This is a genomic window from Kribbella sp. NPDC051587 (genome assembly GCF_044453945.1).
Lineage (GTDB): Bacteria > Actinomycetota > Actinomycetes > Propionibacteriales > Kribbellaceae > Kribbella.
The window spans coordinates 257233-276747 of the sequence record NZ_JBITDE010000011.1 but is presented as its reverse complement, the minus strand read 5'-3'; the positions used below and the strand labels follow the sequence as shown (position 1 = coordinate 276747).

15 protein-coding genes and 1 riboswitch are annotated in these 19515 nt (G+C 68.4%); of the genes, 11 read left to right on the top strand and 4 right to left on the bottom strand.

Annotated elements, in window-relative coordinates; genetic code table 11:
• Nucleotides 1-80 precede the first annotated feature (80 nt).
• The 3 genes from dapA to ACIA49_RS32220 are packed head-to-tail and all read left to right on the top strand — an operon-like array spanning nucleotide 81 to nucleotide 3742.
• Complete coding sequence (gene dapA, locus ACIA49_RS32230) at nucleotides 81-995, top strand: 4-hydroxy-tetrahydrodipicolinate synthase (protein WP_396381589.1); 915 nt, start codon at nucleotides 81-83, stop codon at nucleotides 993-995.
• Nucleotides 992-2686, top strand: a complete 1695-nt coding sequence (locus tag ACIA49_RS32225; protein WP_396381588.1) for a ribonuclease J — start codon at nucleotides 992-994, stop codon at nucleotides 2684-2686. Before dapA ends, ACIA49_RS32225 begins: the two co-directional genes overlap by 4 nt.
• A gap of 24 nt (nucleotides 2687-2710) precedes the next feature.
• Nucleotides 2711-3742: a LacI family DNA-binding transcriptional regulator gene (locus ACIA49_RS32220; protein ID WP_396381586.1), complete on the top strand. Its 1032-nt coding sequence runs from the start codon at nucleotides 2711-2713 to the stop codon at nucleotides 3740-3742.
• Here the strand turns inward: ACIA49_RS32220 and ACIA49_RS32215 are convergent.
• The 3 genes from ACIA49_RS32215 to ACIA49_RS32205 are packed head-to-tail and all read right to left on the bottom strand — an operon-like array spanning nucleotide 3696 to nucleotide 6741.
• Complete coding sequence (locus ACIA49_RS32215; RefSeq protein WP_396381585.1) at nucleotides 3696-4538, bottom strand: hypothetical protein; 843 nt, start codon at nucleotides 4536-4538, stop codon at nucleotides 3696-3698. The two genes, ACIA49_RS32220 and ACIA49_RS32215, sit on opposite strands and share 47 nt — an antisense overlap.
• Before the next feature lie 8 nt (nucleotides 4539-4546).
• Nucleotides 4547-5617, bottom strand: coding sequence for a fatty acid desaturase family protein (locus tag ACIA49_RS32210; RefSeq protein ID WP_396381583.1), 1071 nt, complete (start codon nucleotides 5615-5617; stop codon nucleotides 4547-4549).
• Between the two features lie 56 nt (nucleotides 5618-5673).
• Nucleotides 5674-6741, bottom strand: coding sequence for a fatty acid desaturase family protein (locus ACIA49_RS32205; protein ID WP_396381581.1), 1068 nt, complete (start codon nucleotides 6739-6741; stop codon nucleotides 5674-5676).
• 187 nt (nucleotides 6742-6928) lie between these two features.
• On the opposite strand from ACIA49_RS32205, the gene ACIA49_RS32200 reads away from it, so the two are divergent.
• Both ACIA49_RS32200 and ACIA49_RS32195 read left to right on the top strand, forming a co-directional pair.
• Nucleotides 6929-8455, top strand: a complete 1527-nt coding sequence (locus ACIA49_RS32200; protein ID WP_396381580.1) for an alkaline phosphatase D family protein — start codon at nucleotides 6929-6931, stop codon at nucleotides 8453-8455.
• Between the two features lie 83 nt (nucleotides 8456-8538).
• Nucleotides 8539-10590 (top strand): prolyl oligopeptidase family protein, encoded by a 2052-nt coding sequence (locus ACIA49_RS32195; RefSeq protein ID WP_396381579.1) that lies wholly within the window; start codon nucleotides 8539-8541, stop codon nucleotides 10588-10590.
• Nucleotides 10591-10609: 19 nt separating this feature from the next.
• On the opposite strand, the gene ACIA49_RS32190 is transcribed toward ACIA49_RS32195, so the two are convergent.
• Complete coding sequence (locus ACIA49_RS32190; RefSeq protein WP_396381578.1) at nucleotides 10610-11974, bottom strand: aminotransferase class V-fold PLP-dependent enzyme; 1365 nt, start codon at nucleotides 11972-11974, stop codon at nucleotides 10610-10612.
• Between the two features lie 16 nt (nucleotides 11975-11990).
• Nucleotides 11991-12104, bottom strand: a riboswitch (SAM riboswitch).
• Nucleotides 12105-12202: 98 nt separating this feature from the next.
• Between ACIA49_RS32190 and ACIA49_RS32185 the strand changes: the two genes are divergently transcribed.
• The 6 genes from ACIA49_RS32185 to ACIA49_RS32160 all read left to right on the top strand — a co-directional run bounded on the left by ACIA49_RS32185 (nucleotide 12203) and on the right by ACIA49_RS32160 (nucleotide 19432).
• Complete coding sequence (locus ACIA49_RS32185) at nucleotides 12203-12571, top strand: VOC family protein (protein ID WP_396381576.1); 369 nt, start codon at nucleotides 12203-12205, stop codon at nucleotides 12569-12571.
• 40 nt (nucleotides 12572-12611) lie between these two features.
• Complete coding sequence (locus ACIA49_RS32180) at nucleotides 12612-13142, top strand: DinB family protein (protein WP_396381574.1); 531 nt, start codon at nucleotides 12612-12614, stop codon at nucleotides 13140-13142.
• Between the two features lie 54 nt (nucleotides 13143-13196).
• Nucleotides 13197-15287 (top strand): DUF6351 family protein, encoded by a 2091-nt coding sequence (locus ACIA49_RS32175; RefSeq protein WP_396381573.1) that lies wholly within the window; start codon nucleotides 13197-13199, stop codon nucleotides 15285-15287.
• 80 nt (nucleotides 15288-15367) lie between these two features.
• Nucleotides 15368-17980 (top strand): DNA translocase FtsK 4TM domain-containing protein, encoded by a 2613-nt coding sequence (locus ACIA49_RS32170; protein WP_396381571.1) that lies wholly within the window; start codon nucleotides 15368-15370, stop codon nucleotides 17978-17980.
• Nucleotides 17981-17982: 2 nt separating this feature from the next.
• Complete coding sequence (locus ACIA49_RS32165) at nucleotides 17983-18549, top strand: hypothetical protein (RefSeq protein WP_396381569.1); 567 nt, start codon at nucleotides 17983-17985, stop codon at nucleotides 18547-18549.
• 130 nt (nucleotides 18550-18679) lie between these two features.
• A complete protein-coding gene (locus tag ACIA49_RS32160; RefSeq protein ID WP_396381567.1) occupies nucleotides 18680-19432 on the top strand; it encodes a helix-turn-helix domain-containing protein in 753 nt (250 codons plus the stop codon).
• Nucleotides 19433-19515: the final 83 nt, after the last annotated feature.

Here is a 19515-nt window from a genome sequence, read left to right as displayed (position 1 = left end):
GGTGGCTGCCCGGACCCCCGAGCGGACAGCCACCAGGCCTACTCATTTCTTCAGGGCGTCGGGACGGTAATCTGAGCACCATGCCCTCGCCAGAACATCTCGCCGCACCGGCGCTGCCCTTCGGCCGCCTGACGACGGCTATGGTCACGCCTTTCCGTGCGGACGGATCCCTGGATCTCGCCGCCGCCCAGAAGGTGGCCATCCATCTCGCCGACGGCGGGAACGACGCCCTGATCCTCAATGGGACGACCGGCGAATCGCCGACCACCTCGGACCAGGAGAAGACCGACCTGATCCGCGCCGTCCGCGAGGCGCTCGGCGACCGGGTCAAGCTCGTCGCCGGCGTCGGTACCAACGACACGGCGCACACCATCGAGCTCGCCCGGCAGGCCGAGGCCGCCGGTGCCGACGGGCTGCTGGTCGTCACGCCGTACTACAACAAGCCGCCGCAGGAGGGTCTGCGTCAGCACTTCGCCCAGGTCGCCGACGCGACCGGCCTGCCGAACCTGCTCTACGACATCCCCGGCCGGGCCGGGGTGGAGATCAGGACCGAGACGCTGATCGCGCTCGCCGAGCACCCGCGGATCGTCGCGGTGAAGGACGCCAAGGGTGACCTCGCCGCGACCACCAAGGTGCTGGCGAACACCGATCTGTTCTACTACTGCGGTGCCGACGAGCTGAACCTCGCCATGCTGGCGATCGGTGCCGTCGGGATCGCGAGCGTGGTCGGCCATGTCGCCAGCCCGGAGTACCGGCAGCTGATCGACGCCGTGGTGGCCGGCGACCTCGCAGGCGCACAAGAGATTGATCGACGGCTGGTGCCCGCTGTCGAAACGATTATGACCATTACCCAGGGCGCCATCATGGTGAAGGCCGCACTCAAACTGGCCGGCGTCCTCGAGCACGCGACCCTGCGGTCGCCGCTGATCGAGGCGACGCCCGCACAAGTGGACCGGCTCACCACCGACTTGAAACAGGCAGGACTGATTGCATGAGCCATCCCCATCCCGATCTCTCCGCGCCCGGACCGCTGGCTCCGGGCGCTTTGCGGGTCATCCCGCTCGGCGGCCTCGGTGAAGTAGGCCGCAACATGACCGTGTTCGAGTACGACGGCAAGCTGCTGATCGTCGACTGCGGTGTGCTGTTCCCGGACGAGAACCAGCCCGGCGTGGACCTGATCCTGCCGGACTTCCAGCCGATCCGGGACCGGCTGAACGACGTCGTGGCGGTCGTCCTGACGCACGGCCACGAGGACCACATCGGCGGGTTGCCCTACCTGCTGCGCGAGCGCGGCGACATCCCGGTCATCGGGTCGCAGCTCACGCTCGCGCTGCTCGAGGGCAAGCTGAAGGAGCACCGGCACCGCAACGTGCCGCAGCAGACCGTGGTCGAGGGCGAGAAGCTGCAGATCGGCCCGTTCGTCTGCGAGTTCGTCGCGGTCAACCACTCGATCCCGGACGCGCTCGCGGTGGCGATCCGGACGCCGGCCGGCATGGTGCTGCACACCGGTGACTTCAAGATGGACCAGCTGCCGCTGGACGGCCGGATCACCGACCTGAACGCGTTCGCGCGGCTCGGCGAGGAGGGGGTCGACCTGTTCTGCGTCGACTCCACCAACTCCGAGGTGCCCGGCTTCACCACGCACGAGCGCGACATCGCGCCGGTGCTGGACGGCGTCTTCACCAAGGCGAAGAACCAGCGCATCATCGTGGCCTGTTTCGCCTCGCACGTGCACCGCGTCCAGCAGGTCATGGACGCCGCCGTGAAGCACCGCCGCAAGGTCGCGTACGTCGGCCGCTCGATGGTGCGCAACATGGCGGTCGCCCGCGACCTGGGCTTCCTGACCGTGCCCGGTGACACCCTGATCGACATGCGCGAGCTGGAGAACTACCCGCCCGAGCAGGTCGTGCTGGTCTCCACCGGGTCCCAGGGCGAGCCGATGTCGGCGCTGTCCCGGATCGCGGCCAACGACCACCACGTCGTCCAGATCCAGCCCGGCGACACCGTCGTACTGGCGTCGTCGCTGATTCCCGGCAACGAGAACTCGGTCTACCGGGTGATCAACGGGCTGACCCGGCACGGCGCGAACGTGATCCACAAGGGCAACGCCCTGGTGCACGTCTCGGGTCACGCGAGTGCGGGCGAGCTGCTCTACTGCTACAACATCGTCAAGCCGCGCAACGTGATGCCGGTGCACGGCGAGATCCGGCACCTGCACGCGAACGCCGAGCTGGCCATCCAGACCGGCGTACCGCGCGAGAACGTGGTCGTCGTCGAGGACGGTGTGGTGGTCGACCTGATCGACCGCAAGGCCGTGGTGGCCGGCAAGGTCGAGTGCGGTTACGTCTTCGTGGACGGCTCCACGGTCGGCGACATCACCGAGACCTCGCTGAAGGACCGGCGGATTCTCGGCGACGAGGGGTTCATCTCGGTGATCGCCGTGATGGACTCCGTCACCGGGAAGCTGACCGCCGGACCGGAGATCCAGGCACGCGGGTTCGCCGAGGACGACACCGTCTTCGACACCCTCAAGCCGAAGATCGAGGCGGAGATCGAGAAGGCGATCGGTGGCGGCGTGGACGACATGTACCAGCTGCAGCAGGTGATCCGCCGGGTCGTCGGCAAGTGGGTCAGCGACACCCACCGCCGCCGCCCGATGATCATCCCGGTCGTCGTGCAGAGCTAGGACAGAGCAGAGAGTGAGCCGGCGATGAGCCTCAACGGTGTGAACGGAACGGGCCAGCGCCGGCCCACGATGAAGGAGGTCGCGGCCCGGGCCGGGGTGGCACTGAAGACGGTGTCGCGCGTGGTCAACGAGGAGCCGAACGTCAGCCCCGAGCTGACCGCCAAGGTCCAGGCCGCGATCAAGGATCTGAACTACACGCCGAACGAGTCGGCCCGGATGCTGCGCCGCGGCAAGACCGGCACGATCGCGGTCGTCATCCGCGACATCGGTGACCCGTTCTTCGCCTCGCTCGGCCGCGCGGTCGAGCTGTGGGCCCGCTCGTCGGGCTCCGTGGTGATGATCGGTCTGACCGACGAGGACCCCGAGCGCGAGCGCGACGTCTGTCTCGAGTTCGTGGCGCGCCGTCCGGACGCGCTGATCATGGCGCCGATCGGGGAGACCCAGGAGTACCTGGCGCCGCACGTCGACGCGGGGATGGCGGTCGTCACCATCGACCGCCCCGCGCACGGGATCGAGGCGGACGCCGTACTGGCCGACAACGCGGGCGGTATCGATCAGGCGATCGACCACCTGGTCCGCCAGGGCCATCGCCGGATCGCCTACCTCGGTGACGACGAGCGGATCTTCACCGCCCGCGAGCGCGTGGTCGCCTACCGGGCCGCGATGGCCCGGCACCGCATCGACGTCGACGAAGACCTCGTGCACCTGTCCGAGCCCACCACGGAGGGCATCGGCATCACACTGTCCGCCGTACTGGACCGGCCGGAGCCGGCCACGGCGTTGCTGTCGGCCAACAACATGACGACCGCCGAGGTTCTGCGCGGTCTCGCCGGTCGGCGTGATCAGGTCGCGCTCGTCTCCTTCGACGACCTGGCCCTCGGCGACCTGCTCAAGCCGGGTCTCACCGCGGTTGCTCAGTCGGCTGACGTCATGGCCCGTACGGCGATTCAGCTGATGACCGAGCGGCTTCCCGAACCGCACCGGCCGGGCCGGACCGTTCGGGTGCCCGTCAAGCTGACGATTCGTGGCTCGGGAGAGATTCCGCCGGCGTCGTAATCTCGCCGTACCGGGCCAGGACGACTGCGGCGGTGACTGCGACGAGGAAACCGCCGACCGCGACGACGCCGTACCCGGGTCGAGAGTGGTCGCCGAGCGCGATCAGTCCGACCAGTGCGGGGAACACGGTCTCGCCGACGACGAGCATGGCTGTTGCCATCGTGACGCCTCCGCGCTGTAGGGCTGAGGCGTAGAAGTACATGGCGAGTGCGCCGCTCACGACCGCGGTGTAGAGGGCGGGCTCGGCGAGCAGCTTGAGTGGGTGGAAGTCGGTGATGATCCGGCCTGAGATCGCGACCACGCCGAACGCGAGTCCTGCGACCAGGCCGAGCAGGGGAGCGCGCAGCCGCTGCGGTGCACGGCTCGTCGCGAGTCCGGCGAGGCCGAGGACGATCGTTGCCCCGATCAACGACAACCGGAACCCGTGGCTGACCGGCGTACTGCCTTCGCTGCCGGCCGACATCCCCAGCAGCGCAAGCCCAGTGCAGACGGCGGCGACCGCTGACCACTCCTTCGTGCCAAGCCGTACGCCGAGCACCCGTGCCGCCACTGCGGTCACCGCGAGGCTCGCTGCGAGCGCTGCCTGCACCACGAACAACGGCAGCGACTGCAGGGCGACCATCTGAAGTCCGAAGCCGAGCAGGTCCATCGCGATGCCGACCAGGAACCGCCACTGCCCGACTACGCGGAGGACGCCGCGCGCACTCTCATCCGGAGTACTCCGCGCGGCCGCGGCTTGCAGCACCGACGCCAGTCCATAGGCCACCGCAGCAGCAAGCGCACACAGCAACCCCATAGGGCCACTTAACCACGCAGTGAGGCCGCCAACGGGCATTGGAACGGGTCGCGGGCCCGCAGCCCGACGTTGTTCAGGTAGCCGATGACGATCCGGTACGACGAGAACAGACCGACCTCGGCGTAGTCGACGCCGTGCAGTTCGCAGTACTCGCGGACGATCGGCCGCACGCGGCGCAGGGTCGGCCGGGGCATGCTGGGGAAGAGGTGGTGCTCGATCTGGTAGTTGAGGCCGCCCATGGCGAAGTCGGTCAGGACGCCGCCGCGGATGTTGCGCGAGGTCAGCACCTGGCGGCGCAGGAAGTCGAGCTTCATCCCGGCCGGCACGAGTGGCATGCCCTTGTGGTTCGGTGCGAACGCAGCACCCAGGAACAGGCCGAAGATCGCCAGCTGCAATCCCAGGAAGGCAGTGGCCTTCTCCACCGGCAACAGCAGGTACACCGCGCCGACGTACACCGTGAGCCGGGTGAGCACCACTGCGAGGTCGATGCGCTCCATGCGGCTCGCGTCTCGCCGCATCAGGTGCCGGATGCTCGACACGTGCAGTGCGACGCCCTCCAGCATCAGCAACGGGAAGAAGAACCACCCCTGCCGCGCAGCGAGCCACTTGCCGAGCGGCTTGCGTCGTACGACGTCGTCCGGCGAGAAGGCGAGCACCTTCATCTGCACGTCCGGATCCTTGTCCACCTGGTTCGGTGCACCGTGGTGGCGGTTGTGCTTTGTCCGCCACCAGCTGACGCTCATCCCCAGCACGCCGCCGGACAGCACCCGAGCCGTCAAATCGTTGTGCGCGGGTGAGGCGAAGATCTGCCGGTGCGCGCTGTCATGGCTCAGAAACGCCACCTGCACGAGCACCAGCGCCAGAACTGCGGCCATCACCAGCTGGAACCACGAGTCACCCAGCACGAGGACGCCGGCGGCTACACCCACCAGCGCTACGCCGACGAGGCTCAGCCGCGTGTAGTAGTAGCCACGGCGCCGGCGGAGCAGCCCGAGCTCCTGCACGGTCCGGAGCAGGTCCGTGTACAGACTGGCGTACTGCTGCTGAGGGCGCACACGCCCAGGATCGAGATCGCTCATGACACTCCGTGTGCGCTCAGGTAGACCAGCGTGGTCGGGCGGGCAAAGGTTGGTGCCTACCCTCGGTAGGCCGTGGCCAGCGGGCACTGGAACGGATCGCGTGCCCGGAGCCCCACGTTGTTCAGATAGTCCACGACAATCTTGTACGACGCCACCAAGGACACCTCGGTGTAGTTCACCCCGTGCAGTGCGCAGTACTCGCGGACGATCGGCTGCACCTTGCGCAGCGTCGGCCGCGGCATGCTCGGGAACAGGTGGTGCTCGATCTGGTAGTTGAGCCCGCCCATCGCCCAGTCGGTGAACAGCCCGCCGCGGATGTTGCGCGACATCAGCACCTGGCGGCGCAGGAAGTCGACCTTCATGGACGCCGGGACCAGCGGCATGCCCTTGTGGTTCGGTGCGAACGAGCCGCCCAGGCAGACGCCGAAGACGGCGAGCTGCAAGCCGAGGAAGGCGAAGGCCTTACCCGGCGGGAGCAGGAAGAACAGCAGACCGAGGTAGATGCCGATCCGGCTCAGCACGAGGGCGCCTTCGACCCGCTCGATCTTGCTCGCGCCCCGGCGGAACACGTGTCCCACGCTCGAGACGTACAGGCTCAGGCCTTCGAGCGTCAGCAGCGGGAAGAACAGCCAGCCCTGGCGCGCGGTCAGCCAGGCCTGGAAGCCGGTGCGCTTCGCGGCCTGGTCCGGGGTGAACGCGATCACGCCGATGTCGAGGTCGGGGTCGCGGTTCAGCTGGTTCGGCGCGGCGTGGTGCCGGCTGTGCTTCGACTTCCACCAGGCGGAGCTGATCCCGATCAGGCCGCCGGCCAGCAGCCGCGCGGTCCAGTCGTTCCACTTGGCCGACTCGAAGATCTGCCGGTGCGAGCTGTCGTGGCTGAGGAACGCGACCTGGGTCAGCACGAGCGCGAAGGCGCCGGCCATCAGGAGCTGGAACCACGAGTTGCCGAGCAGTCCGACCCCCACCCAGACCCCGGCGAAGGCCACCAGGACCGCGGCGATGCGGACCCAGTAGTAGCCCTGCCGCCGGCGCAACAGGCCTAGTTCGCGGACTGTGCGAGCGAGATCGGTGTAGAGGTTCGTGAAGCGCTGTTGCGGATTACTGTCCGCGACGAGCTGTGACAAAAGGAGACACCCCGGTCCGGTAGTACATCGTGTCGATGCGCCACCAGGTCCTGGGCAGCGCCACAACTGTGGCTGTTGGCCCCAACGGAACCACGTAAGGCAACCCTTCGCAAGGCGAGTCCCGCGCCGCGCCAACCGATCACCGCCAGTTCACGCGGAGGCCATCCGGCCGGATCAGGCTTGCCGTATGAAATTGAGTCGCCGCCAACTCTTGGCTGCATCCACTGCCGCCGGTGCTTCCCTGGCTGTGCCAGGCGTCGCCGCTGCGGCCCCCAACGTCGTACGGCGGGACCGGCCCGCACTGCCGTCCGGGATCATGTCGGGCGATGTGTCAGCGAACTCTGCCGTGGTCTGGTCGCGCACCGATCGCAAGGCCCGGATGGTTGTCGACCTGACGAGCCACGGCCGCTTCGACCGCGCCGTCCGCCTGCACGGGCCGATCACCGGACCGGACCAGGATTACACCGCGCAGGTGCTGCTGCGGGGCCTGCGGCCCGGGCAGCGCTACGACTACCGGATCGCGTTCGAGGACGCCTACGGCCGCCGCGGTGAGTCGCTCGAGGGCACCTTCAGTACGCCGGGATGCAATCGCGGCCTGTCGTTCGTCTGGACCGGGGACACCGCCGGTCAGGGCTACGGCATCAACCCGGACCTCGGCGGCATGATCGCGTACAAGGCCATGCACGAGACCCGGCCGGACTTCTTCCTGCACTCCGGCGACAACATCTACGCCGACGGGCCGATCGCGGCCTCGGTGGCGATCCCGGACGGCACGGTCTGGAAGAACGTGGTGACCGAGGAGGTCTCCAAGGTCGCCGAGACGCTGGCCGAGTACCGCGGCCGCTACAAGTACAACCTGCTCGACCACAACGTGCGGGACCTGTACGCCGACGTACCGATCGTCAGCCAGTGGGACGACCACGAGACGCTGAACAACTGGTACCCGGGCGAGATCCTCGATGACGTGCGCTACACCGAGCGGCGGGTCGACGTCCTGGCGGCCCGAGCCCGGCAAGCGTTCCTCGAGTACCTGCCGATGGTGCACACCGCGGGCCGGAACCGCATCTACCGCAAGGTCAGCTACGGTCCGCTGCTCGATGTCTTCTGCCTCGACATGCGCACCTACCGTGGCGCCAACCCGACACCGGACACGGTCGGACCGGTGGCGATGCTCGGCGCCGAGCAGGCCGAGTGGCTGGTCCGCGAGGCGGCCGCGTCCAAGGCCACCTGGAAGGTGATCGCCAGCGACATGCCGCTCGGACTGCTGGTGCCGGACGGCCCGCTGATCGAGGCGGTCGCGAACGGCGTCGCCGGTGCACCCGGTGGCCGCGAGCACGAGATCGCGTGGGTGCTGAGCCAGTTCAAGAAGCGCAAGGTGCGCAACGCGGTCTGGCTGACCGCGGACGTGCACTACTGCGCTGCACACCACTACGACCCGTCGCGGGCCGCCTTCACCGACTTCGACCCCTTCTGGGAGCTCGTGGCCGGTCCGGTGAACGCAGGTACGTTCGGCCCGAACGCGCTGGACCCGACGTTCGGACCGAAGGCGGAGTTCGTCAAGGCGGCCGACTTCCCGAACCAGCCGCCGAGCGGTGGCAACCAGTTCTTCGGCCATGTCGAGATCGATCCGCACACGGGCGTGTTCACCGCGTCACTACGGGACCTGTTCGGCAAGGTCCTGTGGACCAAGGACATCAATCCGGCCCGCCACTAAGGGCCCTGTCGTACCCAGTGGCCTCCGGCGCCTGTGCGGGATGCCGCCCACCGGAGGCCCTGGGTACGACGTAGGTTTGGTGCATGACTGCTCCGGACACCCGCCGCGACGATGTGGTCGAAACGCTGCATGGGCACGCGATCGCCGACCCCTACCGTTGGCTGGAAGACCCTGACTCCGCCGAGACCCAGGACTGGGTGAACCGGCAGAACGCGTTCACTCAGGCCGAGCTGACCGGCTATCCGGAGCGAGAGTGGTTCCAGACCACGCTGTCCGCGATCCTGGCCCGGCCGCGGGCCGGAGTGCCGGCCAAGAAGAGCGGCTGGTACTTCGTCGGCCGCAACGACGGCACTCAGGCTCAGGATGTCGTGTACGTCGCAGAGTCCCTCGAGGAACTGCTGGACAGCGGCCGGGTCCTGATCGACCCGAACACCCTGTCCGAGGACGGCACCGACTCACTGGGCACGTTCACTGTGAGCCCGGACGGCAAGTACTTTGCCTACGGCATCAACGAGAGCGGTAGCGACTGGACGACGTTCCGGCTGCTCGACATCGCCACTGGGGATCCGGTGGACGACGTGGTGACCGAGGCGAAGTTCTGCGAGGCCACGTGGCTGCCCGACGGTTCGTCGTACCTGTATCTGCACTACCCGACGAGTGGGCGCAGTGAGGGCACCGAGACGAAGACGCTTTCTGGTGGGCAGCTGAAGCTGCACCGCGTCGGTACGCCGCAGTCCGACGACGAACTGGTCCTGGCGTTCCCCGAGGACGACCGGCTGTTCATCAGCCCGGAGGTGTCCGACGACGACCGGTACGTCGTTGTGCACATCAACGCCGGCACCGACCCCGCGTCGCGGCTGTGGGTCTACCCGATCACCTCTGACGGTCTCGGTGAGCCGATCAAGGTGGTGGACGAGCTCGTCGACGAGATCTTCTTCATCCGGATGTCCGGTGACCAGTTGGTGCTGCAGACCGACCGCGATGCGTCCCGTGGCCGGGTGGTGCTCGCGTCGCTGGATGGCACCTTCACGGACCTCATCCCCGAGGGGCCCGACACGCTGCAGGCTGTCCGCGGTACGGCGTCAGGGCTGGCGACCATCACGCTGGTCGACGCCCAGCCCGTGCTGACCCTCTACGCGCTCGATGGCTCCGGTGCGCAGGTGGTCGACGTACAGGGTGGTGGTGTGCTTGCTCTGAACGGCAGTACCAAGCACGACGAGCTCTTCATCGGTTTGTCGACCACTACCGACCCGACGGTCTCGTACGTCGTCTCGGCGTCGACCGGCGCAGTGCGAGCGCTGCCCGAACTCGTCCGTGGCTCTGGTGGTTACGAGTCGCCGTCGGTGATCGTCACGCGCCAGGTGGCCGGCGACGTCCCGTACTTCCTGATCACTCGCTCTGACCTCGACTTCAGCGCACCGCGCCCAGCACTCCTCTACGGGTACGGCGGCTTCCGCATCTCGATCCTGGCCGACTACAAGCCCGGCTGGCCGGCGTGGCTCGCGGCCGGGGGAGTGCTGGCGATCGCCAACCTCCGCGGCGGCGGTGAGTACGGGAGCGCCTGGCACGACGCCGGGCGGCTCAAGAACAAGCAGCAGGTATTCGACGACTTCATCGCGGTCGCGGAGCACCTGCGGGACACCGGCGTGACCACTCCGGCGCAGCTGGCCATCCACGGTCGCAGCAACGGCGGACTGCTCGTCGGCGCGGCCATGACGCAGCGGCCGGACCTGTTCAAGGTCGCGCTGCCGGGAGTCGGCGTACTGGACATGCTGCGGTTCCACCTCTTCACGGTGGGTGCCGCGTGGGCCTCCGACTTCGGGCATCCGGACAACCCGGAGCAGTTCGAGGACCTGCTGGCCTACTCGCCACTGCATCGAGTGCAGGACGGTACGGCGTACCCGGCCACGCTGGTGGTCACCGGTGACCACGATGACCGGGTCGTCCCGTTGCACAGTCACAAGTTCATCGCTGCGTTGCAGCATGCCCAGTCCGCGGCCGAACCCGTCTTGACCCGAGTGGAGGTCAACACCGGTCACGGCTTCGGCAAACCCGCCGCGATGATCGCAGCGGAGTGGGCGGACCTACTGGCGTTCGCTGCTCACCATGTAGGACTCAAGACTCCTGAGCAGTAGGAGCTCTAGGACTGCTGTGTCACCAGATGCGGGGTGCGTGGAGGTCACGGGGGTCATCGGCCGGCTGACAGCCGTGGTCGGTGTCCTCGTACTCCGCGCGCAGCCCGTTGGTGGCCAGGGTGCGCACTGCGCCGACGAGCCGGTCGACGTGCTCGCGGGTCGTGCCGAGACCAAGGCTGGCGCGGACCGCCGTACCGTGCTCGGGTGCGTCGGCGAGCAGGTGGCCGACCAGCGGGTGCGCGCAGAACTTGCCGTCGCGGACTCCGATGCCGTACTCCGCGCTGAGAGCGGCGGAGACGAGCGTGGAGCTCAGACCCTTGATCGTGAAGCAGACCGTGCCGACACGGTCGGCCTCGGCGCCGAAGATCGAGTACGTCGTGACGTCGGCGATCTGCGCCAGTCCGGTGCGGAGCCGGGCGAGCAGGCTGCGCTCGTGCTGCTCGATCGCGTCGCGGTTGCGGCTGATCGTCGCGCAGGCCGAGGCCAGGGCGATCGCGCCGATCACGTTGGGGGAGCCGCCCTCGTGGCGGGACGGACCGGTCGCCCAGACCACGCCGTCGCCGGTGACCGAGGTGGTCGCGCCGCCGCCGTACAGGTAGGGGTCGGCGGCGTCGAGCCAGTCAGCGCGGCCGATCAGCGCACCGGCGCCGTACGGCGCGTAGAGCTTGTGACCGGAGAGCGCGACCCAGTCGACGTCCAGGTCGGCGATGTCGACGATGCGGTGCGGCGCGAGTTGCGCGGCGTCCAGGCAGATCCGGGCGCCGTGTGCCTTGGCGACGGCGGCGAGCTCGGCGATCGGGAAGATCTCACCGGTCACGTTCGAGGCGCCGGTGACGACGACCAGGCGCGGTCCCTCCGGAGCGGTCCGCAGTGCGTTGGCGACGGCCGTCACAGCCTCACCGGCCGAGGCCGGGGCAGCCAGCCGGACGGTACGCTCCTCGCCCCAGGGCAGCAGCGCGGCGTGGTGCTCGGACTCGAAGACGATCACGGTCGCGTCGGCCGGTACGGCGTGCGCGAGCAGGTTGAGCGCATCGGTGGTCTGGCGGGTGAAGATCACCTGGTCGTCCGCACGGGCGCCGACGAAGCTGTGCACCTCGGCGCGCGCCCGCTCGTACCACTGGGTGGTGATGCGGGAGGCGTAGCCGTTGCCACGGTGGACCGACGCGTACGACGGCAGGGCCGCCTCGACGCTGGCCCGCACCGACTCCAGACACGGCGCGCTCGCACCGTGGTCGAAGTTGGCGTAGTCCGTCACGCGGCCGTCGGCCAGCGGGACCAGCAGGTCCGAGCCGACGGTGGCGGGGATGGTGCCGGTGCTGAGCCGGGTGACCGCCGCACGGGGGGTGGTGCTGCTGGCCGGCTCGAGGATGGAGAGGATCGACATGGCTTCGCTCCCGGGAAGTCCGCACTTGCCGAACGGCGTATCCGCACGGCCTGGTCTTCACCCGGGGCACCCCACCGCGGAGGAGGGTTGCCGGCCAGCGAGCCGGGGCTTGACGCTGGCGCTCATGACCTGCCGAGAACGGTAACGAACGGGCCACGAACGCGCCAGCCCCAATCTCGATCAGTGAGATCGACAAACACATCGTGGGACGACACGGAGGGATGAGGCGTGATCGGACGACTGCACCACCTCGCTATTGACTGCCCGGATCCATTGCGGCTGGCCGAGTTCTACGCCGCGGTGCTCGGCAAACCGATCACCTACCGCAGTGACGACTGGGTGGTCGTGGCGGACAACGACCGGACCTCCGGGCTCGCCTTCCAGCGTGCGGCGGATCACAGCCCGCCGCGCTGGCCCGATCCTGCCCAGCCACAGCAGATGCACCTCGACGTCATGGTGGACGACGTCGACGCGGCCGGGGCGGCCGTCATTGCCCTGGGGGCTCGGCATCTGAGCGGCGCGGTCTACGCGGATCCGGCCGGTCATCCGTTCTGTCTGATCCCTCGGCCGGGCTGGGCGCCGCCGGTCAACCCGTAATCGATTCGCGGTCGTCCGGTACGACGTGTTGGATGGCGGGATGAACGACATCGCGGCGTGGACCGCACCCGTGGTTGAGCGGCCCGAAGGCTCGTTGACGGCACCGGAAACCGAGCTGCTGCGCGGTTATCTGGACTTCTACCGGACCACGCTGCTGCACAAGTGCGCCGGTCTGACCGCCGAGCAGCTCGCCAGCCGGCCGTCGCCGCCGTCGAACCTGTCGCTGCTCGGCCTGATCCGGCACCTGACCAAGGTCGAGCGGATCTGGTTCCGGATCCACTTCGCGGCCGGTGAGAAGGCCGAGCCGCTGTTCGCGCCCGAGTTCGGCAAGGACGCCGACTTCGAGATCATCGATCCGGCGGACGCGGAATCGGCGTACCAGAGTCTGATCGCGGAGTGGAAGCTGTCCGACGAAGCGGCGGCCGGCCGATCGTTCGACGAGCGCTTCGAGTTCGGCGGCACGGAGTCGACGCTCCGGATGATCTACATCCACCTGGTCGGCGAGTACGCCCGCCACTGCGGCCACGCCGACCTGCTCCGCGAACAACTCGACGGCACCACCGGAGCCTGATCGATCTGGTAACAACCCTTCCGATGGCCCGGGCGCTGTGGTCAACTTCCTGCCATGAAGCGTCCGGCCGCCCTCGTCGCGCTTGTCTTCGCGGTGCTCACCGCGTTGCTTGTCGCGCCGGCGAGTGCTGCGTACGGCGTTCGGATCGAGGTGCTGTCGACGCCGCGGCCCGACTTCGTCAGCGACGGTAATGCGCTGATCGGCATCACCGGTCGTAACCTCGAGAACGTCACCGTCGAGCTCAACGGTCGTGACGTCACCGACGCCTTCACCCGGACCGCTGGCCGACTGGTCGGTCTGGTCCGGGGTCTGGTCATCGGAAGGAACACGGTGACCGCGGGCGAGGCTCGGCTCGGCCTGACGAACTACCCGCGCTCCGGCCCGATGCTGGCCGGGCCGCACGAGACGCCGTACATCTGCGGGACGGCCGGCTTCGTCACGCTCGCGAAGGTCAAGCTCGGTCCGGCGACCGGGCCGGACTGCTCGGTGCCGACCCGCGTCGACTACCTGTACCGCTCGACGGTCGACCGGTCGTTAAAGGTGCTTCCGGCAACGAAACCCGCCGACCTGGCCACGACGACCACGTCGGACGGGCGGCGGGTGCCGTACATCGTCCGCGTCGAGACCGGGGTGATCAACCGGTCGATCTACGAGTACGCCGTCCTGCACGATCGCGCGGAGGGTGCGCCGAGCGCGCTGCGGCCGCCGTCGGGCTGGAACGGCCGACTCATCTACACCTTCGGTGGTGGCTGCCCCGGCGGTTGGTACCAGCAGGGGAGTGCCACCGGCGGCATCAACGACGACGTCCTGCTGGGTCGCGGGTACGCCGTTGCCTCGTCGACCCTGAACGTGTTCGGGGTGAACTGCAACGGGGTGCTCGCCGCCGAGACGATGGCGATGACGCGCGAGCACATCGTCGAGACGATCGGCGTACCGCGGCAGACCATCGGCTGGGGCTGCTCGGGCGGTTCGTACCAGGTGTTCCAGATCGCCGACAACTACCCGGGCCTGCTCGACGGGATCGTCGCCTCGTGTGTGTTCCCCGAGGTCGGGTTCGCGACGCTGCACACGATCACCGACGCCTTGCTGCTCGATCACTACTTCCGGTCGGCCGACGGCTGGAGCGATGCCGAGAAGCAGGCCGCGGCGGGGTTCGGCAAGGTCGGGACGATCGCGAACCTGGCCGCCGCCGGCCGCCGGATCGATCCGCGGGTTTATTGCCCTGAGCAACTTCCTGTGCAGCAGCGGTACGACCCGGTGGCGAACCCGTCAGGTGCTCGGTGCGACGTCTACGACCATCAGGTCAACATCTGGGGCAAGAACGCGGCGGGAGTGCTGCGGCGGCCGCTCGACAACGTCGGGATCCAGTACGGTCTGGCCGCGCTCAACGCGGGCAGGATCACCGCTGCCCAGTTCGTCGACCTGAACCGCGCGATCGGCGGATTCGACGCCGACGCCAACTTCGTCCCCGGTCGCACGGTCGCCGATCCGTCGGCGATCAGAACGGCGTACCGGACCGGACAGTTGCTCAACGGCGGCGGGGGACTGGCGAACACGCCGATCATCGACTACCGGCAGTACCTGGACGAACTGCCGAACGGCGACATCCACCTGATGTTCCACTCGTTCTCACTGCGGCAGCGGCTGATCAAGGCCAACGGCGACGCGGACAACCAGGTGATGCTGGTGCAGTCCGGTGAGTCGACCGCCGGCTTCAACAGCAGCAATCCGGTCGTTCTGTCCGCTCTGAAGGCGCTGGACCAGTGGATGGACGCCATGGACGCCGACAACGGCCCGGGCTCGGCGCATGCGCGGCTGGTTCGCAACAAGCCGTCGTCCCTCGTCGAAGCCTGCTGGACTCCGCAGGGCACCAAGATCGCCGAGAAGCAGGTCAACGGCATCGGTACGACGCGCTGCAACACCCTGTACCCCGTCTGGCCGGCACCGCGCCAGGTAGCCGGTGCATCCGTCGCCAACGACGTCATCAAGTGCCGACTGCGCCCACTGTCACCGTCCGACTACAAGGCCAAGTTCACCGCGACCCAGTGGGGTGCCCTCCGAAGGGCCTTCCCGCAGGGTGTTTGCGACTGGAAGGCACCAGGCCTCGGTCAGCAGCGTCCCAGTGGGACGTGGCCATCCTTCTGAGCCGTGACGCTACGGATGGGGCAGCGTGATCGGCGTGTGACACGTGAGACTCGAGTGGTATTGGAGGTAGCCTGCTGGATATGGCGACCCGCACGTCTTCCCCGGCGCGGGCGCAGAAGTCGGCAGCCAAACGGCCGAGTACGGCCCGAACGGCTTCCGGTGGACGCTCCCGTACGTCAGCCGCCCAGAAGCGTGGGCAGAGTTCCAAACGCGGTGGTAGTACCGCTGCGCGGACCAGCACACCCAAAAACAGTGGACCGGGGCCCTTCGCGGCCGCCATGCTGGCGATCGGCCGCGGCATCGTGAAGCTGTGGATCGGGATCGCCCACCTGCTCGGCAAGATGGTCCGCGGGATCGGCAACGGTGCCCGCGACCTGGACCCGGAGCACCGCCGTGACGGCGCCGGCCTGCTGCTGATCGCGCTGGCGATCGTGGTCGCCGCCTCGGTCTGGTGGCAGATGCCCAGCGCGGTCGGCAAGGGCGTCCGGACCGTCGTCGGCGAAAGCGTCGGCATGGTCGGCTGGGCTGTCCCGCTGCTCCTGCTGGCGATGGCCTACCGCACTCTGCGCAACCCGGAACGCAACGGACCCGCCGGCCGTCAGGTCATCGGCTGGACACTGCTGACGTTCGGCGTGCTCGGTCTGGTGAGCATCGCCAACGGCATCCCGCGGCCCAGCAACCCCAACGACGCCCCGCTGCACGACGCCGGTGGCGCGATCGGGTACGCCGTCTCGGCCGTGCTCTCCGATCTCCTCACCCAGTACGTCGCCGCTCCGCTGCTCGTGCTGCTGTCGATCTTCGGACTGCTGATCATCACCGGGACGGCGATCTACGCCATCCCGGTCCGGGTGCGCGCGGCGTTCGACGTACTGATGGGCCGGACCGAGCTGCCGGAGGAGGCTGCGCCCGCTCACGAGGCGCCCACCGACGACACCGTGCGGCTGACCCGTAAGGAGCGCCGCGCCAAGGCCGCGCTCGAGGACGACGGCGAGCCGCTGCTCAAGCCGTACGACTCACCGGTGCTCGAAGGCCGCGAGATCTCCAAGCGCGGCCGCAAGCCGAAGGTCGCACCGGTCCCGGACGAGGACGCGTACGACGTCGACGCATCGGAGGCCGAGGCCGCCGCGCCTGCCAAGCCGAGTTTCAAGGTGACCGACGCGCCGCCGCCGGAGCCGCCGCCGCACACCCCGATGCCGCAGCGCGTCGAGCAGCTCAGCCTGTCCGGCGATATCACCTACACGCTTCCCGACGGCCAGATCCTCAAGCCCGGTTCGGTGCACAAGGCCCGGACCAAGGCGTCCGACGCGGTCGTCGACCGGCTCACCGAGGTGTTCGAGCAGTTCGGCATCGACGCCCAGGTGACCGCCTACACCCGCGGCCCGACAGTGACGCGGTACGAGGTCGAGCTCGGCTCCGCGGTCAAGGTCGAGAAGGTCACCGCGCTGTCCAAGAACATCGCGTACGCCGTCGCCTCGGCCGACGTCCGGATCCTGTCGCCGATCCCCGGCAAGTCCGCGATCGGCATCGAGATCCCGAACACCGACAAGGAGATCGTCAGCCTCGGCGACGTGATCCGTTCGGCGACCGCCCGCAACGACCACCACCCGATGGTGGCCGGGCTGGGCAAGGACGTCGAGGGCGGCTTCGTGGTCGCCAACATGGCGAAGATGCCGCACCTGCTGGTCGCCGGTGCGACCGGATCCGGTAAGTCGGTGTTCGTGAACTCGCTGATCACCTCGGTGCTGATGCGGGCCACGCCGGACGAGGTGCGGATGATCCTGGTCGACCCCAAGCGGGTCGAGCTGAACAGCTACGAGGGCATCCCGCACCTGATCACGCCGATCATCACCAACGCCAAGAAGGCCGCCGAGGCGCTGCAGTGGGTCGTCCGCGAGATGGACATGCGGTACGACGACCTGGCGGCGTTCGGGTTCCGGCACGTGGACGACTTCAACAAGGCGGTCCGCGGCGGCAAGGTGAAGCCGCCACCTGGATCCGAGCGGGTGCTCACGCCGTACCCGTATCTGCTGGTGATCGTCGACGAGCTGGCCGACCTGATGATGGTCGCGCCTCGTGATGTCGAGGACTCGATCGTCCGCATCACGCAGCTGGCCCGGGCGGCCGGTATCCACCTGGTGCTCGCGACCCAGCGGCCGTCGGTGGATGTCGTGACCGGTCTGATCAAGGCCAACGTGCCGTCCCGGCTCGCGTTCGCGACCTCGTCGCTGGCCGACAGCCGGGTCATCCTGGACCAGCCCGGCGCGGAGAAGCTCGTCGGTCAGGGTGACGGTCTGTTCCTGCCGATGGGCGCGAGCAAGCCGATGCGTATCCAGGGCGCGTGGGTCACGGAGGCCGAGATCCACGCGGTGGTCGAGCACACCAAGACCCAGCTCGAGCCGACGTACCGCGAGGACGTCACCGTCGTCGCGGCGCCGAGCAAGGATCTCGACGACGAGATCGGCGACGACATGGACCTGGTGGTCCAGGCCGCCGAGCTGATCGTCTCGACCCAGTTCGGCTCGACGTCGATGCTGCAACGCAAGCTGCGGGTCGGCTTCGCCAAGGCCGGCCGGTTGATGGACATCCTGGAGAGCCGGGGTGTCGTCGGTCCCAGCGAGGGATCCAAGGCACGCGACGTCCTGGTGAAACCGGACGACCTGGAAGACTTCATCACCACCCTCCGAGGAGAGTGATCGTGACCGAAGCGAGCGCCGTGACGCGTCATGACGGGTTCGACCTCGACGACCGGCCCGTCCCCTTCACCATCCGCGCCTCCCAGAAGGTGCACGGGGGACTGGCCCTCGGCGCCGGCCTGGTGGCCGTCGGTTTCGCGGCATCCGCATCCGGTACGGCGACCGGCGTACTGCGGTGGTTCGCGGCGGCAGCCTTCGCCGTACTGGCAGTGATCTGTGCCCGGGCGCTGACCGTCGGGGACATGCTGGTCGCCGACGACGTCGGGATCCGGTTGCGAATCCGCAACGAATGGATCGGGACACGCTGGCAGGAGATCGAGGAAGTGACGGTTCTGAAGCGCCGGCACCCGCTCGACGACGGCCGGATCGCCGTGCACCTGCTGGATCCTGGGCCCACGCTGGCCGCGATGCCGAGCACGACGCGCAAGACCACGGACGCCAACCGTCGCCTGACCGGGTCCTCACTCGCGGTACCGTTCGGGTTGACGGCACGGCCGTCGAACGGGGAAGTGGTCCAGGCTTTGCATATGCTCGCGGACGCCAGATGTCCGGTGCGCGAGCAACTCTGACTTGTCCGTGACCCCATCGGGCGACGACCGTTGAGCAAGGTGTCGGCGGTCCGGCTGCCGGCATTGAGGAATTTCATTCGATGCTGATGGCCCGCACTTCGGATCGGGCGACGGAGAGGACGGTGACCACGTGAGCATCGGTAGCGAGCTCACGGCGGCCCGTGAACGGGCCGACATGACGATCGAGCAGCTGAGTGCCGCCACCCGGATCAGAACCGGGCTGCTCACCGCCATGGAGGCCGACGACTTCTCCCGCTGTGGCGGCAATTTCTACGCGCGCGGTCACATCCGTTCGATCGCGCGCGTGGTCAAGGCCGACCCGGACCCGCTGGTGGCGAAGTTCGACGCCGAGCACGCCGCGGAGGAGGAGAAGTCCCGCCGCGAGGAACGTGCCGCGGTCAAGGGCCCGACCCTGCACCCGGCCCGCCCACGCTGGGGCATCGTTCTCGGCGCGATCCTGGTCGGCCTGATGGGCTGGGGGATGATCCGGCTCTTCCAGCTGCCGAGTGACGTCGAGGCCAACGCGTCCAAGACGACCGCGACCGCCACCGTCACCACTCAGCCGTCGAAGCCGACGCCGAAACCGACCGTGGTTCCGACGAAGAAGAAGCCCGTCGCACCGCCGGTCGTTCCCACCAAGACCACGCTCACGCTGACCGCGAAGAACAACGGTTCCTATGTCACGCTGCGCGACAAGAAGGGCAAGCGGCTCTTCCAGGGCCTCGTCGGTCCGGGCTCGGTGCAGACGGTGACCGCGGTGGGTGACATCCGGGTCTCCGCCGGTGCTCCGGGCAATCTCGTCATCAAGGTCAACGGCAAGCCGCAGGCGACCAAGCTCTACCGCTTCGTCGCCCATCCCAACGGCACCCTCGCCAAGAAGTAGCGTGTGGCCACGCTCACGGCCTGACCGCGTGCCGGAGGCCGGTCGCGGTTAGGTGTGAGGCTGGACCGCGCGTCATACTCGGT

Excerpts from the sequence above, each read along its gene's own strand:
- ACIA49_RS32200 (WP_396381580.1), top strand. The coding sequence starts at position 6,929 with ATGAAATTGAGTCGCCGCCAACTCTTGGCTGCATCCACTGCCGCCGGT.
- ACIA49_RS32215 (WP_396381585.1), bottom strand. The coding sequence starts at position 4,538 with ATGGGGTTGCTGTGTGCGCTTGCTGCTGCGGTGGCCTATGGACTGGCG.
- ACIA49_RS32190 (WP_396381578.1), bottom strand. The coding sequence starts at position 11,974 with ATGTCGATCCTCTCCATCCTCGAGCCGGCCAGCAGCACCACCCCCCGT.
- ACIA49_RS32225 (WP_396381588.1), top strand. The coding sequence starts at position 992 with ATGAGCCATCCCCATCCCGATCTCTCCGCGCCCGGACCGCTGGCTCCG.
- ACIA49_RS32175 (WP_396381573.1), top strand. The coding sequence starts at position 13,197 with ATGAAGCGTCCGGCCGCCCTCGTCGCGCTTGTCTTCGCGGTGCTCACC.
- ACIA49_RS32170 (WP_396381571.1), top strand. The coding sequence starts at position 15,368 with ATGGCGACCCGCACGTCTTCCCCGGCGCGGGCGCAGAAGTCGGCAGCC.
- ACIA49_RS32195 (WP_396381579.1), top strand. The coding sequence starts at position 8,539 with ATGACTGCTCCGGACACCCGCCGCGACGATGTGGTCGAAACGCTGCAT.
- dapA (WP_396381589.1), top strand. The coding sequence starts at position 81 with ATGCCCTCGCCAGAACATCTCGCCGCACCGGCGCTGCCCTTCGGCCGC.
- ACIA49_RS32220 (WP_396381586.1), top strand. The coding sequence starts at position 2,711 with ATGAGCCTCAACGGTGTGAACGGAACGGGCCAGCGCCGGCCCACGATG.
- ACIA49_RS32180 (WP_396381574.1), top strand. The coding sequence starts at position 12,612 with ATGAACGACATCGCGGCGTGGACCGCACCCGTGGTTGAGCGGCCCGAA.
- ACIA49_RS32210 (WP_396381583.1), bottom strand. The coding sequence starts at position 5,617 with ATGAGCGATCTCGATCCTGGGCGTGTGCGCCCTCAGCAGCAGTACGCC.